The sequence below is a fragment of the Bacillus sp. CH30_1T genome, from assembly GCF_008364765.1.
Taxonomy (GTDB): Bacteria; Bacillota; Bacilli; order Bacillales; family Bacillaceae_B; genus Rossellomorea.
Genome location: NZ_VTUY01000019.1, coordinates 18,902 through 35,030, shown reverse-complemented (window position 1 = coordinate 35,030; position 16,129 = coordinate 18,902). Strand labels below are relative to the sequence as shown.

The window sequence follows — 16,129 nt, the reverse complement described above, 5'->3', positions numbered from 1 at the left end:
TTAAAAAAAAGAGTGTCAATAAGACACCTCTTCTTCTTTCTCTTTATCTGGTTCAGGTATGTTGAAAATAATCTCACCTTCATCTGATAAAAAGTAATCCCGGCGCGCCAGTTTGGCTATATATTCGTCGTCGTTAAGCTTCACAATCTCTTCTTCCAACGCGGTTTGCTTATCTTTTAGATGTTCTAACTTTTTTTCTAATTGTGCTTTTTCAGTACGTTTATCTTCTAAAACCTGGGCTCTGGAAATGAGAGTCGAAATTAAAAATCCACTAATTGCCAATACTAAAATTAAAAATACTGCTAATCGACGGACCAAACGCTTTTTTCTCTTAGAAGAAGAATGATGCATATGCTCCTGATGACGAACATATTCATTTTCCATTGGTGTCACGTTTTTTCTCATTCCCAAACCTCCTTTACAATATGGAGTGGCAAAGCCTTAAGCCCTATTTCTTGTCTTTAGGTTTCTTTTTGAACTTTTCTACCACTCTATATACTTTTTTGATATATTCTTTAAAAATTCCTGCCACTTTATTATATAACTTCTCGACTCTTTTTGTAAGATTTTTCGGCAATAAATTCCAAATACCCTTTAATATCCACCATATTGGAGCCGTTACGAGCTTAATCGCCCACTGTAACACCTTCAAAATCACCTTTAAAAGGAAGATTATGACGGATATGAGCCCTTTTCCTACAGATAAAACCATGGTAATGAGAAGCACAATTATCCATTTTATCGGTGAATAAATTAATTTTTCCACCATTTTTACACCAAATTTATAAAGGGAGATAAAAAATAAGATCACCCGTTCCAAAAAGGCAAGATAAAGCTGCTTGATGAGGGCCTGATAACCAGCAAAGCCACACAGCAAAGCAACGAAAATATAAATACGGATCTCACCAAAATTGACGACAAATAAAATATAAAAAATCGATAGGGCTTGTAATACCCAAAACATAATATCGTTTAAGAATACAAGCCACCGTTTTCTTTCAGACCGGTTTAAGAACCGATTGTACGTGTCTAGTGTCGCACCAAATAAAGCTCCCATTCCGATCATGGAGAGCATGGTGTAGAACTGGGTTGAGAGTGTCATCGAAATAGCTTGCTAAAGAAGCCTTTAGCCTTCTCCCCATTTTGTTCATCCAGGTAAACGAGATCAAACACCTTTCCTTTAATGGAGACGATGCCTTTGTCCACGTCCAGATTTTTCATTTGTAGATTTTGACCTCTGACAGACAAGAAGCCCATAACGGTTTCGAGTAGAAACTCTTCATTATCGAAGCTTTCAACCTGTTTGACACCCGTGATATCAAGAAGCTTGCGGCCCCTCATCATGACGTCATGTTCTTGAAAAGTCGTTTTATCTTTGTTTCCATCATAATATTGATTCATACCCATCCCTCACATTCCAATAGTACAAGCTTTGTAACTATGTTTATGTTTTCGGGAGAAAAATAGAACCAAAATAGAGCCTCTTACTATGTAATCCTTATTCCGTTTCTTCTTGAACTCTTTCTTCTGAAAGTACGGAATAAAGCCCACTCGCTTCTTCTTTTTTGGTTGTTTCAAGAAGCCTTTCTATCTTTACCCTCATAATCTTTTGACCAAACCTCACGCTTAATTCGTCTCCAACCTTCACGTTAGAGCTCGCTTTTGCTTGCAGTCCATTCACTGTAATACGGCCCTGGTCGGCAATTTCTTTAGCCATCGTTCTTCTTTTAATCAGTCTTGATACTTTTAAAAATTTATCTAATCTCATGGATACCATTATTCATTTCCCCTTATTCGATATTCATCTTCTTTGCTTCGTTCCAAAATTGGTCTAATTCTTCTAAAGTGAAATCCTCAAAGCTCTTCCCCGTTTTCAAAACCTGTTCCTCCACATAAGAAAAGCGTCGGTAAAATTTTGTATTGGTCATAGACAGGGCTTCTTCTGGATATATCTTATAGAATCTGCCCACATTGATAAGCGCGAATAAAATATCTCCAAATTCTTTTTTGATATGGTTTTCACTATTATTCTCGACCTCGTTTTCAAACTCCTTTAATTCTTCCCATACTTTTTCCCAGGCACCTATTGGGTCTGGCCAATCAAATCCTACTTTTGCGGCTTTCTTCTGGTATTCGTATGCCTTCATGAGAGCCGGCATTCCTTTGGCAACGTTCTTAAGCATCGGTTCATGATCCTCCGGCTTTTCTTGCTTCTTGATTTCATCCCAGTTCGCTTTCACTTGTTCCGTATTTTCTACTTGAACCGAACCGAATACATGAGGGTGTCTTCGGACCATTTTGGAAGCAAGACTTTCAATCACTTCCTCCATGGTGAACATTCCTTCATCCTCCCCTATTTGGGCATGAAGCATGACCTGGAGCAGGACATCCCCCAATTCTTCAATCACATGATCAATATCATCTTCCTCAATGGCTTCCAATAATTCGTACGTTTCTTCGAGTAAGTATTTCTTTAGGGAATGATGCGTTTGCTCTTTATCCCATGGACATCCATTTGGTCCCCTCAAGGTCGAGATGATCTCTCTCAATGTTGCATATTGTTTATACGTGGATGCCCTTTCTTTCACAGCCGGGACGTACAAGCTAGTTAAATTGCTGAGGTGGGCCACACGATCAAGTTCTACCAGGGGGATTCTATCTACCTTCTCTTCCTTGCTGCCAGCCGCTGTGACAAGCATGACTTCATAATCATATGGATAGAGTTCCATCAGGGTAATCTTCACCTCAGAAGCGATAAAGGCATCATACACCTGACCGATGATGAGCTGCTGATTCATATGAATGTCGTGAAGCTTTAAGCTCGTACCGTCCAACAGCTGAAAGCCATCGATCGGGTCCGCTCCGACAGAAGCAAACAGAGCATCAATGAAGCTTTGACCCCCGCCTATCGACACTTGTATCTTTCCTTCTTCATGAAGTTCCAAAAGCATTTGAACAGCCTTCTCAGCCACTAGTGGATGACCTGGAACGGCGTAGACGATTGAATGCTTTTCAGATTCCCTAACCAGTTCATATACAATTTCTTCATATACACGGTCAAACTGATCATACTTTTCATATACAGCATCAAAGGATTGAAACTCTATTCCTTCTGCCATTAAATCCTTTACGACTGGATGCTCCTTCGTACGTAAGTATAGATGTGAGCTATTCTTAATTAATCGGTACACTCCTAATGGGAGCTGTTCGATGTCTCCTGCACCTAAACCCACAATTGTTATTGTATGCATATTGATCTCCTCGCTACTTTTTATTCATTGGTTGCATGATATTCATCAGCCTTACCCATTTACTACCAAACGGCAAGAAACCCATTTCTTCTCTGGAGAGGACATTTCCTCTTAAAAATACAATCAGAAAAATGATAGCACCAATACACGCTCCTCCTAAAGAAAAAAGGACAGAAAGCTCTCGTTCAGGCATTCCTTTGTCTAAAAGTGTATCATAAATCTGCAGGAAAACCTGTAACACGATGGTCATGGCTGCACCGCTCAGCAATAAGGTTTTATAGAATGAAAGTGGGAAAAACCGGATAGGGAATAATCTCCTTAGTTTCAAGATCATCATACAGGTAATAACGGCTAAAGAAACGACCGTCGCGATGGACGCTCCCATAATGCCCATGACGGGGATAAGATAGGCGTTGCCGATATATTTTAAGAGAATGCCTATCAAAATACAGAATGCCGGGTAATAAATCTTACCGATCCCTTGGAAAATACCTGCAAACGTAAGAATAAGACAGCTAAAGAATATGGAAAGACAGAAAACGGCGATCACCTTAGAGCCCAATGCATTTTCGAATAACATCGTATTGGTAGGAACCATGATATTGATGATTCCCAATGTAGCTGCAAATCCGATGGTAATACTGATTTTAAGGGATAACTGACTGTACTCCCTTATCAAATTCTCTTTCTTTTTCAAGTAGGCACTTGTCACCAACGGTACGATAGTGAGGGAAATGGAGGTGGCCACTACTGTCCCGAGCTGGACAAAGGGCTGACCCCGGTCATAAATCCCCTTCCACGTTTTCCCTAACTCCTTGTCCATACCTGATGTGGCCAGGAGAGAATATACATTCAAGGAATCAACAAACTGAAGAAGGACCAGCAGCATGGCACTTACACAAATGGCTGTTCCGTTCATTAATAACCGTGACCAAATGTGTAAATAATCTGGGGACAACCTCAGGGACTTGCGTGAAAACAGCCTTTCCCTGCGTGCAGTCACTATGAAAAGTAAAACCAACAAACCTCCCAGTCCACCGGTTATCGAACCGAATAGCGCTCCGTTCCCCGCAATATACAGGGAATATCCCTGAGACACCAAAATAGTTGAAAATACAAGAATCGTCGCCACTCTTATCGTTTGCTCTGTCACCTGTGAAACAGCGGTGGGCACCATATCTTCCTTTCCTTGATAGTAACCTCTCAGAACAGAAAGGGGAGCTAACAACAGGAAGGATAATGAAATGACTTGAATCAACGGTTTTAGGAGTGGATCCCCCATCCAACCGGCAATCACCCCTGCTCCAAAGTACACGATAAGAAACCAGCTTAATCCAACGATACATAGGAACATGAAAGAGGTGACGACTACATTCTTCGCTCCTTCTACATCTTTATTTTCTATTTTCTCGGCTACTAACTTCGAGATGATCACAGGGAATCCATAGGTGGATAATGCAATAGCAATTCCATAAAAAGGATACACCTGCTGATAGATATAAAAACCAATATCCCCAACAATATTTTGAAACGGCACCCGATAAACTGCACTTAATATCTTCGTCACTAGTGCAGCAACCGTTAATACCATTGCCCCTTTCAAAAATTGATTGGAAGAGTACTTCTTACTCAACCAGTTTCCCTGCCTTTCTGTACCACTTTTTTCAATGCTCTTTCAGTCTGCTCAGGCAGAGAAAAAATCGTTTATGTACTGGTCATTTTACCATAAAGAGCTTTCTGTTTTCTCTGAACGGCATCGTTTATCAGGCCAAAGATAAAAAAAGAAGAGCGGCTAAATGCCGCTCTTTTAGATTATTGCTCCATTTGTCTTGCTAAAAAGCCAGCTGCCGTTTCTACTGCCTTTTGTTCCACTTCGCCTACTGTACGCTCCTTCGAGAAGATCGCAACGGCACCAATCGGGTCACCATTTGCGACTATCGGGGCGATCGTATAGGAAGCCAGATCTTCACCGTGTCCATCGACAAGCTCAGCTTGTCCTTGTTGAGTGTGTAACAGAGACGTACGGTCATCCATGACTTTCTCAACCAGTTCACTGATGTTCTTATTTAAATATTCTTTCTTTGAAGCGCCTGAGATGGCGATTACAGCATCTCGATCACAAATTAACACTGCGCTTCCAAGGCTGTCGTATAATGCTTCGCCGTATTCCTTAGCAAAGTCACCAAGTTCACTGATTGGGGAGTATTTCTTTAAGATGACTTCTCCGTCACGATCGACGAAGATTTCAAGGGGATCTCCCTCGCGAATCCTTAATGTTCTACGAATTTCTTTCGGAATGACGACACGCCCTAAATCATCAATACGACGAACAATACCAGTTGCTTTCATCTATAGTTGCCTCACTTTCATCAGATGATTTTATTTGGCAATGTACCAACTTGTTATTGAATACTTTACCATTGTTGAGTTTAGTATCTTACAACTTAGAAGTTCTATACACATTCAGTTATTTTTTCTGTAATTTCACTAAAATTCTAATGCAGGTATCTTTTTCCATTGTTGGCAGCTGCATAAATACTAATACCCTTATCATAGTAAAGTAAAACAATCAGCGCGTTTACATTTTGGTTACAGTATTATAACGAAGGTAAGAATTTCCGTATTTCATCTGATGAATTTGTTGGAGTTCTTATCAATATTACGCGTTTTCTTCTACTTTTAACGCTTCATCTAAATGCTTAATGATGTCATATGCCATATTAAACCACTTCGATGATTCCAAACGTGAGGTATTGATGGATATTTTAAGCTTAGATCCTTCCATTCCGAGGCCAACAGCCCGGCCGTGTTTATTGCATAAGGTAAAGACCTTGGATCCATCAATCTGCGCAGTTCCGTCTGGCGACATAAAGATGTTCACTGATTTCTTATCCTGTTTAATGGACTCTAGCTTTGTATTTTTGGCGTATATTTTCATTTCAGAGATTAAGAATAGATAACCGACTTCCTCTGGATACTCCCCGAAACGGTCAAGGATTTCTTCTTCCAGTTCTTCGATTTCAGGAAGCGAAGAGAGGGAGCGGAATCGTTTATACATTTCGATCTTTTGATGCCCATCTTTAATATAATCATCCGGAATATAGGCATCGATTTCGATGTCCACTTCAAAGCTCGACTCCGGCTGTTTCGGAAGATCTCCTTTTCGCTCTTCGATGGCTTCTTTCAGCATTTGAGAGTACAAGTCAAATCCTACAGAATCAATAAAGCCGTGCTGCTGTGCCCCCAGAAGATTTCCTGCTCCACGGATCGTCAGGTCACGCATGGCAATCTTGAATCCTGAACCGAGCTCAGTAAATTCTTTTATCGCTTGCAATCGTTTTTCGGCGACTTCCGTCAGCACCTTATCTTTACGGTAGGTAAAATAGGCATAGGCCACCCTGTTCGAACGTCCTACCCTTCCTCTTAATTGATAGAGTTGAGATAAGCCCATCCGATCGGCATCAAAGACAATCAATGTGTTCACATTCGGGATATCCACACCTGTTTCAATGATCGTCGTAGTGACCAGTACATCATACTCACCAGCAAGGAAGCTTAAAATCACGGCTTCGAGCTCATTTTCACTCATTTGTCCGTGTGCGTAGGCTATTCTCGCATCTGGCACAAGCATGGAAATTTCGTCTGCTTTTCTTTCAATATCCTCTACTCGGTTGTATAGGAAATACACCTGACCGTTTCTGGCCATTTCTCTTTCAATAGCTTCCTTGATCAAAGCACCATTGTATTCCATTACATATGTCTGAACCGGGAACCGATTCTCCGGCGGTGTTTCAATGACAGATAGATCCCTTACTCCAAGCATCGACATATGGAGAGTTCGTGGAATCGGTGTAGCCGTTAGGGTCAACACATCAATATTCGTTTTTAATTGTTTGATTTTTTCTTTATGAGTAACTCCAAATCGTTGTTCTTCATCGATGATCAATAATCCTATATCCCTGTATTGAATGTCTTTAGAAAGAAGACGGTGAGTACCCACTACGATATCCACTGTTCCGTTCTTAAGACCCTTCGTCGTTTCCTGCTGCTGCTTTCGTGTTCTGAAACGACTTAATAATCCAATTTCAACCGGGAAGTCCTGAAAACGTTCCTTGATCGTTTCATAGTGCTGCTGAGCAAGGATGGTGGTTGGTACGAGAATAGCGACCTGCTTTCCATCGGCAATGGCTTTAAAGGCTGCTCGAATGGCCACTTCTGTTTTTCCATAACCTACGTCTCCACACAATAAGCGGTCCATCGGCCGTTCTCTTTCCATATCGTGCTTAATTTCACTTACAGATCTCAGCTGGTCATCGGTTTCCTCGTATGGAAACACCATTTCAAACTCTCTTTGCATGTCACCATCGGGGGAAAATGCATAGCCTTTTGCCGCTTCCCGTTCAGCATAGAGCTTAATAAGATCATCTGCTATATCCTGAACAGAAGACTGAACCTTCGACTTGACTTTCTTCCATTCACTTCCGCCCAGCTTGTAAAGCTTTGGATCCTTGTTTTCTGAAGCGACGTATTTTTGGACAAGTTCAATTTGATCTACTGGAACATAGAGCTTGTCATTTCCCTGATATTTCACATGGAGATAATCTTTGTGAACACCATTGATCTCCAAGGTCTCAATCCCAAGGAATTTACCGATCCCGTGATTCACATGAACCACATGGTCCCCCACTTTCAGCTCAGAATAGCTTTTGATCCTCTCAGCGTTTGAAAGCTTTTGCCTTCTGGGCTTCTTTTGGGTTTTCTTATTGAATAGTTCCTCTTCTGTAATAACGGCCAGTTTCTGAAGGGGAAGCTCAAATCCGTTCGTAAGGCTGCCGTTGATCATTTGGATCGTGCCCGGCAGCAGCTTATCTCCATCTTCTACAAAGGCGATTTCAATTTTATAATCGTCCAGTACCCTTTGAAGTTTCTTGACCCGTTCTTCATCCGGTCCCAGTAAGACAACCGTATATTTCCCTTTTTTCCAGCGATCCAATTCTGCCTTTAAAACATTCATCTGCCCATGAAAATTCTGCATGGGCTTTGTGGAAACATTAAAGATATTCTGCGGGCTTGTATTGGGAATATGACGCAGGAAAAGTGAAAAATAAACCTTTGGCAGCTTCGTTTCACTAATCAACTTGGAAAACGCATGGGATACAGGTACGTCATGGATGATCTGTCCTTCTTGCAACAACGAGGTATACCACTCTGCTTCCTCTTTCTCAAGGGACTCACTCATCTCCTGTACACGACTGAATTCGTCAAAGAAAATGACCCCGTCGTCAGGTAAATAATCTAGCAAACTACTAGGATGATCATACGCCAGGGACAAGTACTTGAATATTTGCTCGGGAACTTGTCCGTTTTCAAGCTGATCCACTTCATGCCCTATGTACTCTGTCATCTTTTCCTTTACTGCTGCCGCTTTCACCTTCTTTAAGCTGACGGAAAGTCCAGCTTCCATTTCGCGGATGAGCCTTTCGATGTTCTCATAATTCAATAAGACTTCTGTGGCAGGACCTATTTCCATAGAGTTAAGTTTATCAATCGAACGCTGGTCCTCAACAGAAAAGATGCGAATCGAATCAATTTCGGTATCAAATAATTCGATTCGGACAGGATTCTGGGACGTTAATGGGAATACATCAACGATTCCCCCGCGAAGGCTGAATTCACCAGGTGTGCTGACCATTCCCGTCCTCTGATAGCCCATTTGAACCAATTGATTCAATACTTCGTCCAAATCGATATCTTCACCCGTTTTAAAACGGATTTGATTCATTTCCCACATCGATTTCGGAGGAAGGATCTTTCTTAATCCTGCGACGGGAACAATATATACACCCGATTGATTCTGAGAAAGCTTATTCAACACTTCGATCCGTTGAGCTCTCAGTTCCGGACTCGCCACACTTAATTCCGCTGCGATTAACTCATTAGCAGAATATAAATATACCTCATCCTCGGATAGAAACTGAATGAGATCGTCATAGACTTTCTGGGCTTGAAACAAATTATGGGTAACTACTATGGTGGATTTACCCGTTTGTAAGTATACATCCGCTATATATGCTGTTCGGGATGAGCCAGACAATCCTGCGACAAGTTGTTCTGATAATTGATCCTCCACTCCAGCGATGATGGACTGAATTTCTTCACTTTGGTGAACCTGTTTTAAAATACCTTTCAAGTGTACGCTCCTCCCCTTTGGATCTTTCTATATAATCTCAACTGTAAACAGAAAAATGCTTTGGTTCTCAACCAAAGCGTTCTTACTGAATGATATGATCTAATTGATGATAGTCAGGGTTTCTCTCCAGACTCTCCTGACAATCTTCACATATGGTCTTCACTTGGATATCTCCGTTGTCCTGATACTGTACCATGTGTAACCGCTCTTCATCTGACAGCGTATGAATCCCGAGCTGCTCTGAATGAACAGATACGTTTGAAAGTGTTCCAACATTCGTACCACAATGTCGACACTGATAATGGATCGCCATACCATTTCCCTCCATACACATTTATACAATTAGTATGAACCTGTTAGGGGGGAGTTATTCAACTCTCTACAGGAATTATGATGGAAGGTTACCAAGACTTTTTAGTCCTGGAAATGTAATATATGAATTCGTTAGTTGAATTTATTCATCACTTCGAGGAAAGGTTTATCAAACCATGTTTCACACGCTTCCACACTAGCAGAGATGACTTTATCCAACTCTCCTTGATCTTCCTTACTGAACCTTCCAAGAACATAATCCGGGACACTCATACCGTTTACAGGGCGATCAATTCCTATTCTAAGGCGATTGAAGTTTTGAGAGCCCAAATGAGCGATGGTTGATTTTATGCCATTATGTCCGCCGGCACTCCCCTTCTGTCTCAACCTTATCTTTCCTACAGGTAAATCCAAATCATCATAAATGACCAGCAAATCTTCGTCTTCAATATTAAAATAATCCATTAGCGGAACAATGCTTTCTCCAGACAAATTCATATAGGTAAGCGGCTTTAATAAAACTATTTTTTCCCCTTTATAATGGTAGGTCCCATATATCCCTTTGAACTTTGACTGATTCAATGAAACCCCCAGTCGATCTGCTAAAGCATCTATAATAACAAACCCGATATTATGACGTGTTTTCTCATATTGTGATCCCGGGTTTCCTAATCCAACGATTAATTTCATGACTAACACCTCTTCTGACCTTATACTTCTAGAATAACGTAAAAAGCGCAACCTGCAAAAGGTTACGCCAAAAAATATTGATTTTTATTCTTTCTTGGATTCACTTTCTTCACTGGCCTCTGATTCTCTTCCTTCTTCATTCTCAGGAGTACCAGCTTCCTGCTCTTCACCGCTGTTAATTTCTTCTTCTTGTCGTGGAGCAAGAATGGAAGCAATTGTACGGTCGTCTTCTTCATTAAGAGCGACACTGTATTTGTCTCGAATATCTCCGATCGTTACCGTTTCTCCTACTTGAAGATCTGCAATATCGACTTCAATTGATTCCGGTATATCGTTAGGTTTAGCTGTTACTGAAACCTCATGAAGCGGCTGCTGTAGTACGCCGCCGTCCTTCACTCCTGCCGCTTCTCCTACAAGCTCGATACGAACATCCGCATCGATTTCCTGTGACATATTAACGGCAAGGAAATCAACGTGGGTAACGGCATCCTTCAAGTGGTCCTGCTGATAGTCACTTAAAATGACATTTTGTTTATTACCATCTACATTTAAGGAAATAATACCGTTTCTTCCTACATCACGAATCGTTTTGATAAACGTAATGGCATCTACCATTATCGGTGTATTATCTGCTTTGTAGCCGTACACGACTCCAGGGATATTCCCCTCGTGTCTCAGCTTTGTTAATGAAGAACGTTTGAAATCTTTTCTCGTATTTGCTTTTAATTCAGTTGCCATGTCTAATCCAACACCTTTCCCTAATCTTTTATGTTAGTTAAAGTTCTATATATAGTAATTACCCTAATGTGATTTGAAATAAACATAGAAAAATCAATTTATAACGGGAAAGGTATTTAAGGAATGTTGTCAGATGGGCGTTTTAAAGAAAAGCAAGGCTCATTTCGCAAAGATTGTTGTTTTTAAAAATAAGCTCTGTCAATTAGTTTGTGCTCCGATGGTGAGACCCCGGAGGCGGAAGCCGAGGAGGCTCACCGCCAGCCCCGCGGAAAACGAGCATCCTGTAGAGGAAATCAACTACTACTTTCTTCCTTAAGATAGCAACAACTATTGTAAAAATGAGCCAAAAGCTAACAGAAGAGCCTGCCCTAAACAAGGACAGGCTCTTCTTCATATGCACAAACTACAAATATTAATTCTTAATCAAAAAGCGTGCTGACAGATTGTTGTTCGTAGACACGGATGATGGCTTCACTAATTAGTGGAGCCACTGACAGCGACTTCACTTTACCGATCATTTTCTCTTCGCCTAATGGAATAGAGTTCGTCACAACAAGCTCTTTAATATTTGAATTCTCGATTCGCTCAATGGCCGGACCTGAAAGAACAGGATGCGTACAGCAAGCGAATACTTCTTTCGCACCGTTTTCCACCAACGCATTGGCAGCCAGCGTGATCGTACCAGCAGTATCAATGATATCATCGATTAAGATGGCGATTTTACCATCAATATTACCAACGATATTCATGACCTCTGCAACGTTCGGTTTCGGACGACGTTTATCAATGATGGCAATCGGCGCTTTCAGGCGTTCCGCAAGCTTACGGGCTCTTGTCACTCCTCCGTGGTCTGGAGATACAATTACAAGGTCTTCGTTATTGAATCCTCTATCTTCAAAGTAATCCGCTAAGATAGGAACACCCATCAGGTGGTCGATCAGGATATCAAAGAAGCCTTGAATTTGAGGAGCATGCAGGTCCAGTGTGATTACGCGGGTAGCACCGGCTGTTTCCAAAAGGTTTGCCACTAATTTAGCCGTGATAGGCTCACGTGCTCTCGCTTTACGGTCCTGACGGGCATAACCATAATAAGGCATTACAATGTTAATCGTTTTAGCAGATGCACGTTTCAACGCATCTACCATAATAAGAAGCTCCATCAGGTTTTCGTTTACAGGCTGACAAGTAGACTGAATGACGAATACATCACAACCACGGATACTTTCTTCAATGTTAATCTGGATTTCACCGTCACTAAAACGCTTAACAGAAGATTTCCCTAATTCAACTCCGACTTCATCTGCAATTTCCTTTGCAAGATGGTAGTTTGAATTAAGGGAGAAAATTTTTAATTTGGAATTAATATAAGAGTTTGGCATTGTGGACCTCCAATTATTTCTTATGATTTAGATTTTGAACGTAGTTTTCTTTATTTACCTGGCGAGCTCTTGCAATCGAAAGAGACTCTCCTGGAACATCCTCAGTAATCGTAGAACCAGCAGCAATGTATGCACCCTTTCCAACTTTAACAGGTGCGACCAGATTTGAATTACAGCCTACAAATACACCATCTTCAATCTTTGTCAGGTGCTTATTCTTTCCATCATAGTTCACCGTGATCGATCCACATCCAATGTTGACGTCACTTCCAACCTCTGCATCTCCAATGTAGCTTAAGTGGGATGCTTTACTTGCTTTACCGAACGAAGCCTTCTTAATTTCAACGAAGTTACCAATCTTCACTTCATCTTCAATAGTAGAAGCCGGACGAATGTGAGCAAATGGCCCGATATGAACATCCGAACCGATCGAGCTGTCATGAGCAACAGATTGCTTCACCACTGTTCGGTCACCGATTTCACAATCCTTCACCTCAGAATTTGGTCCGATCATAGCATCTTCACCAATCGAAGTGTCGCCTTTAAGAACCGTACCTGGAAGGATAACCGTATCTCTGCCAATCGTTACATCAGCATCAATATACGTATTGTTTGGATCCTTTATCGTTACACCATTGCGCATATGGTATTCATTGATGCGCTTTTTCATCGTGATCTCCGCTTGAGAAAGTGCAACACGGTCGTTCACACCCAATGTCTCAGCAAAGTCACTTGTTTGGTACGCACTTACGATTTCACCTTCAGACTGAAGAATCTCAATCACATCCGGTAAATAATACTCGCCTTGTACGTTATCATTCGAAACCTTTTTCAGGGCATCGAATAACGCTTTATTATCGAAACAATATGTTCCGGTATTGATTTCTTTCACGCTTAGCTCTTCATCAGTTGCATCCTTATGTTCAACAATGCGTTCCACCAAGCCTTCTTGGTTACGGATGATGCGTCCGTATCCATCAGGAGATTCAGTGTGACCAGTCAAGATAGTCGCTTTCGCACCCTGTCCTTCATGATGCCTCACTAAGGCTTCCATCGTTTCTCCTTTAATGAGCGGTGTATCACCACATACAACTAAAGTAGTACCTTCTAAATCACCTAATACATCTTCAGACTGCATAACAGCATGTGCGGTACCTAATTGCTCAGCCTGAAGGGCAAAATCACTCTTGCCTTCTAAATGCGACTTCACAAGCTCAGCACCGTGACCGATGATTGTGACAGTCTTTTCTATATGAAGAGTTGAAATTTGGTCGACCACATGTTCCACCATCGGCTTGCCACACACAGGATGAAGAACTTTGTAAAGCTTCGACTTCATTCTCGTACCTTGCCCGGCAGCTAATATAACGGCATATCGATTTGTCATTTTTGGTCCTCCAATAACCTTTTTATCCATAACGAATATATCCTAAAAACGTTATCATTTCAAGGATTCATATAAAAGTACATATATTTGTCATTAGAAAAGCGGAGGCGGCTTGTTTAGAGGCGACAAGCATAAGGCGAATCCGCACAAAAGGCGCACTTTGCCTTTTTTGTGGATTTGACTTATGACCTCGAGCCTCTAGCCGCCAGAGCTGGACATGTAGAAAAGCGGAGGCGGCTTGTTTAGAGGCGACAAGCATAAGGCAAATCCGCACAAAAGGCGCACTTAGCCTAAGTCAAACATCTCTGCCAAATTTTCTTTACCTTAGAATGCAAAAATATATAAATTATAGGTTTCATCCCTCTAAACATCGGGGTATACAAACAATGTAAGAACTACCACTTTTTGATGAAGGGCTCTGAAGACAAAAAAAAAGAGCCTTACAAAAGTAGGCTCTTGATGCTATAGATCTAATTAGGAAGCCCCGGCTTCTTCTAACTCAACTTCTTCCAGCTCACCTAGACGGTGATACTCAGCTAAGACGGCATCTTGGATCTTGCCGCGAGTACCTGAATTAATTGGGTGAGCAATATCACGAAATTCCCCATCTGGAGTTCGCTTGCTTGGCATCGCTACAAATAAGCCATTGTTCCCATCAATAACGCGAATGTCATGAACAACAAATTCATTATCCAGCGTAATAGATGCGATAGCTCTCATGCGACCATCGGTGTTTACTCGGCGTAATCTTACGTCTGTTACTTCCATTCTGTTCACCACCTTTTTCCCTAGATGAAATCTACTCTATGTATTCAACGAATTATTTAGATATTCCTTCTTAAATTGTAAAATTTTTTGAAAAGTTTTATTTTTTATATCTGTCATCTATTTCATTTGAACTACACTTCTTTTTTGACACAAAAAAACACCCGTGAATTTTACTTCACGAGTGCGATTACTTCGATCTCAACTAAGACATCTTTAGGTAAGCGGGCTACCTCTACACAAGAACGAGCCGGCTTGTGGTTATTAAAATATTCCCCATACACTTCATTAATCGTACCAAAGTCATTCATTTCCTTAATGAATACAGTAGCTTTTACCACTGTTTCTAAAGATGCTCCAGCTTCCGATAGTACGGCTTGAAGATTACGGAACACCTGATGCGTCTGTTCCGCTACATCCCCTTCCACCATAGTACCTTCTGCCGTTAGAGGGATTTGACCTGAACTGTAAAATAAATTATTTACGACAATCCCCTGAGAGTATGGACCAATTGCTGCTGGTGCTTGCTTAGTAGAAACTACACGCATATTAAATGCCTCCCCTTATGGTAGAAATGTTAAATTTGATTGAAAATAATTTCCTTCCGTCAATGAAATCTGTTTATCTTTTTCATTTACATCAGACAATTTTAACAATGAAACATAATCATCCACTAGTCGACCATCGAGACTATTGGATTCAACTAAAACACCTATTCCGGATAAAGTAGCCGAGAACTCTTCCAGTAAGTTCTTCATGCCGTTGATGGTTCCTCCTGCCTTCATGAAGTCATCGACAACCAATACCTTAGACCCTTCCTTCAAACTTCTCTTGGAAAGAACCATGGATTGGATTCTCTTCGATGAGCCGGAGACATAATTAATGCTCACAGTCGATCCCTCTGTTACACGGCTATCCCGTCTAACGATGACCACTGGAACATTTAAGTATGAGGCAATAGCATTTGCAATCGGTATCCCTTTTGTCGCTACTGTCATGATGACATCGATATCTTTCTCAGCAAAAGCAGACGCCAGTAATTTCCCGACACTCTTCATAAGCTGAGGGTTACCCAGCAGGTCAGTCATGTAAAGGTATCCGCCTGGCAGTAAACGATCTGAGCTTTCCAGATGAACACAAAGCTCATCTATCATTTCTTTCGCTTCCTGACTGTTTACCTTTGGTACATATTTCACTCCACCGGCTGCCCCGGGAACTGTTTGAACAGTCCCCACGCCCCGTCCTTCAAATGTTTCCTTTACTATTGTCAAGTCCTCACTGATGGAAGACTTTGCAGAACCATACCGTTCAGAGAAAAAAGTTAAAGGGACAAGTTGGTGGGGGCGTTCCAATAAATAATGCGTCATATCAATTAATCGTTCACTACGCTTAAACTTCACCAAAGAAACCTCCTAAA

16 protein-coding genes are annotated in these 16,129 nt (G+C 41.3%); all 16 read right to left on the bottom strand.

The annotated features are described in order from the left end of the window. Window positions 1–15 precede the first annotated feature (15 nt). Window positions 16–405, bottom strand: a complete 390-nt coding sequence (locus F0342_RS23670) for an FtsB family cell division protein (protein WP_113971049.1) — start codon at window positions 403–405, stop codon at window positions 16–18. Between the two features lie 43 nt (window positions 406–448). After that, window positions 449–1,102 (bottom strand): spore cortex biosynthesis protein YabQ, encoded by a 654-nt coding sequence (gene yabQ / locus F0342_RS23665; RefSeq protein ID WP_149158190.1) that lies wholly within the window; start codon window positions 1,100–1,102, stop codon window positions 449–451. Then, on the bottom strand, window positions 1,099–1,401 hold the full coding sequence (gene yabP, locus F0342_RS23660; RefSeq protein ID WP_044340620.1) for a sporulation protein YabP: 303 nt from the start codon (window positions 1,399–1,401) through the stop codon (window positions 1,099–1,101). Before yabP ends, yabQ begins: the two co-directional genes overlap by 4 nt. Window positions 1,402–1,498: 97 nt before the next feature. Further along, window positions 1,499–1,768 carry an RNA-binding S4 domain-containing protein gene (locus tag F0342_RS23655; protein WP_044340650.1) on the bottom strand — a complete coding sequence of 90 codons (270 nt, stop codon included), beginning with the start codon at window positions 1,766–1,768 and terminating at the stop codon, window positions 1,499–1,501. Between the two features lie 22 nt (window positions 1,769–1,790). After that, window positions 1,791–3,251 carry a bifunctional methyltransferase/pyrophosphohydrolase YabN gene (gene yabN / locus F0342_RS23650; RefSeq protein ID WP_149158189.1) on the bottom strand — a complete coding sequence of 487 codons (1,461 nt, stop codon included), beginning with the start codon at window positions 3,249–3,251 and terminating at the stop codon, window positions 1,791–1,793. A 13-nt stretch (window positions 3,252–3,264) separates the two neighbouring features. After that, entirely contained in the window at window positions 3,265–4,884 is a 1,620-nt protein-coding gene (locus F0342_RS23645) for a putative polysaccharide biosynthesis protein (RefSeq protein WP_262481871.1), read from the bottom strand. 179 nt (window positions 4,885–5,063) lie between these two features. Continuing rightward, complete coding sequence (spoVT, locus tag F0342_RS23640) at window positions 5,064–5,600, bottom strand: stage V sporulation protein T (protein WP_149158188.1); 537 nt, start codon at window positions 5,598–5,600, stop codon at window positions 5,064–5,066. A gap of 310 nt (window positions 5,601–5,910) precedes the next feature. After that, window positions 5,911–9,441: a transcription-repair coupling factor gene (mfd, locus tag F0342_RS23635; protein ID WP_149158187.1), complete on the bottom strand. Its 3,531-nt coding sequence runs from the start codon at window positions 9,439–9,441 to the stop codon at window positions 5,911–5,913. A gap of 82 nt (window positions 9,442–9,523) precedes the next feature. Then, a complete protein-coding gene (gene fin / locus F0342_RS23630; protein WP_148971311.1) occupies window positions 9,524–9,754 on the bottom strand; it encodes an anti-sigma-F factor Fin in 231 nt (76 codons plus the stop codon). A 131-nt stretch (window positions 9,755–9,885) separates the two neighbouring features. After that, the gene (gene pth / locus F0342_RS23625; protein ID WP_149158186.1) at window positions 9,886–10,443 is read right to left on the bottom strand and encodes an aminoacyl-tRNA hydrolase; all 558 of its coding nucleotides are present in this window, start codon (window positions 10,441–10,443) and stop codon (window positions 9,886–9,888) included. A gap of 84 nt (window positions 10,444–10,527) precedes the next feature. Beyond that, complete coding sequence (locus F0342_RS23620) at window positions 10,528–11,181, bottom strand: 50S ribosomal protein L25/general stress protein Ctc (protein ID WP_149158185.1); 654 nt, start codon at window positions 11,179–11,181, stop codon at window positions 10,528–10,530. 419 nt (window positions 11,182–11,600) lie between these two features. Then, window positions 11,601–12,560, bottom strand: coding sequence for a ribose-phosphate diphosphokinase (locus F0342_RS23615; RefSeq protein ID WP_149158184.1), 960 nt, complete (start codon window positions 12,558–12,560; stop codon window positions 11,601–11,603). Window positions 12,561–12,573: 13 nt separating this feature from the next. After that, window positions 12,574–13,947, bottom strand: a complete 1,374-nt coding sequence (glmU, locus tag F0342_RS23610; RefSeq protein WP_149158183.1) for a bifunctional UDP-N-acetylglucosamine diphosphorylase/glucosamine-1-phosphate N-acetyltransferase GlmU — start codon at window positions 13,945–13,947, stop codon at window positions 12,574–12,576. 474 nt (window positions 13,948–14,421) lie between these two features. After that, window positions 14,422–14,715 carry a septation regulator SpoVG gene (gene spoVG, locus F0342_RS23605; RefSeq protein ID WP_032085215.1) on the bottom strand — a complete coding sequence of 98 codons (294 nt, stop codon included), beginning with the start codon at window positions 14,713–14,715 and terminating at the stop codon, window positions 14,422–14,424. Window positions 14,716–14,885: 170 nt separating this feature from the next. After that, entirely contained in the window at window positions 14,886–15,260 is a 375-nt protein-coding gene (locus F0342_RS23600; RefSeq protein WP_149158182.1) for a RidA family protein, read from the bottom strand. 15 nt (window positions 15,261–15,275) lie between these two features. Next, window positions 15,276–16,112: a pur operon repressor gene (gene purR, locus F0342_RS23595; RefSeq protein WP_149158181.1), complete on the bottom strand. Its 837-nt coding sequence runs from the start codon at window positions 16,110–16,112 to the stop codon at window positions 15,276–15,278. Window positions 16,113–16,129: the final 17 nt, after the last annotated feature.